We start from the raw sequence: 1,612 nt of genomic DNA on the forward strand, positions 1-1,612 counted from the left end.
CCGCCGCCGCGAAAAATCACCGTTGGAAGATTACAACCACATCAAGGTCGCCGAAATCGCCAGGCAAGTGGTCGAGCAGGGCGGGCTGGTTCAAACCGGCGGTCATGGTCAGCTTCCGGGAATCTGCACGCACTGGGAAATGTGGAGTTTTGTGCAGGGAGGAATGACTCCGATGCAGGCGCTCACTTGTGGAACGATCAACGGAGCGAAGTACTTGGGGCTGGATGACGATCTGGGATCGATCGAAGTGGGCAAGTTGGCGGACCTGATCGTGATCCGCCGGGGCGCCGATCCGACCAAGCAGATTCGTGACTCGGAAAAGATCCAATTCGTGATCGCCAACGGCAACCTGTTCGAAGCCGATCGGATGAATCGCATCGGAGACAACGCGCCCCGGGCGGAGTTCTTTTGGGAAGCCAACGCCGGTGCGGGCGTGTTGGCGACGGCATCCGAATCGGTCGGTTGCAGTTGTCATCGCGGCAGGTAGGTCACGCTGTGACCGCGGCCTACCCTACGATTCGCGCAAGCATTGCATGAACCGGCTGAGTAATTGGTCGGTCGCGGGCGTGTCTTGCACGCTTGCCTCGAACACTTCCAGCGAGTCTCCGGTGATCGATTCGACGTAGGCCGGGTAGGCGTGGATCCGTTCAATGAAGGCGACGCGGTCCAATTCGGGATGAAATTGAGTCCCGTAGATGGGCCGATCCTTGACTCGAAAGGCCTGGTTTTGGTTCGTTTCACTCCGCGCCAACAAGACGGCTTGCGGGGGCAATCGGACGACGCAGTCCTGGTGTCCCATCGGGGCGAGAAAGCGGTCGCCCAATGGCCCGAACAGTGGATCGTCACGTCCGGCCTGGGTCAATTGAACTTCGATCGACCCCAGTTCTGCCCGCGAGGCGTCGGTCACGACTTCACCGCCGAGCGCCTTGGCCATCGCCTGGAATCCCCAGCAGGACGCGAACGTCGGCTTGCCCAATTCATACAGCTCCCACATCGCCAGCAGTGCCGGCGGCAGCCAGTCTCCGCCCTCGGCGACCGAGTAGTCACCGCTGCCCCCCAACAGAACAACATCGACGGCATCGAGTTCTCGAATCGTCGGCGCGCCGGCCAGCAAATCGTGAACCCCGATTTGAGATCGGTCGCAGTTCAACGCCCTGGCGAAACACCCGATCTCTTGATCGCGCATCAGGTCGTCCGCATTGCGGATCTGCAGCAATAGAAACCTGTCCATCAAACGCATTCTCTCCTGCGGTAGATCACTGTTCGGAAGAGAGTTTATCACACCCTGTCAATCTCTACCGGTTGCACGGATTGCCCGGCACGAGAGCCGTGCTTTTGAGGCTCAGCCCCACTACAAGACGGAGCATCGCGACAATCGCTCCGATAAAACGATCGTATTGCATGTCGATCGGATGTGCTTTGGATCAGCTTGGCAGGGAAGCCCGTTGATCATTTCTCATTTGGGAGTTGAGCGGTGCGCACGGATGCCATTAGACATCGCAAGATGTCGCTATCGGCCTGTTGCTTGTTGTCTTTGGTCGGTTGTGCTCAAGTCGGTCCGCACCCCGACCCGCCGGCGACCGCGACAATCAATGCCTGGTCCCTGACCACC

Annotated in this window: 2 protein-coding genes; one reads left to right on the forward strand and one right to left on the reverse strand. The window is 59.3% G+C overall.

Features of this window, described 5'->3' with window-relative positions; translation table 11 throughout:
- A partial coding sequence (locus ABX749_RS32220; RefSeq protein WP_372899647.1) for an amidohydrolase family protein occupies nucleotides 1-487 on the forward strand: 487 nt, incomplete at its 5' end.
- A 24-nt stretch (nucleotides 488-511) separates the two neighbouring features.
- Here the strand turns inward: ABX749_RS32220 and ABX749_RS32225 are convergent.
- On the reverse strand, nucleotides 512-1,231 hold the full coding sequence (locus ABX749_RS32225; RefSeq protein ID WP_372899648.1) for a type 1 glutamine amidotransferase: 720 nt from the start codon (nucleotides 1,229-1,231) through the stop codon (nucleotides 512-514).
- Nucleotides 1,232-1,612 lie beyond the last annotated feature (381 nt).

Origin of the sequence: Stieleria sp. (genome assembly GCF_041595215.1) — a bacterium.
In the GTDB taxonomy this organism is placed as follows: Bacteria; Planctomycetota; Planctomycetia; order Pirellulales; family Pirellulaceae; genus Stieleria; species Stieleria magnilauensis.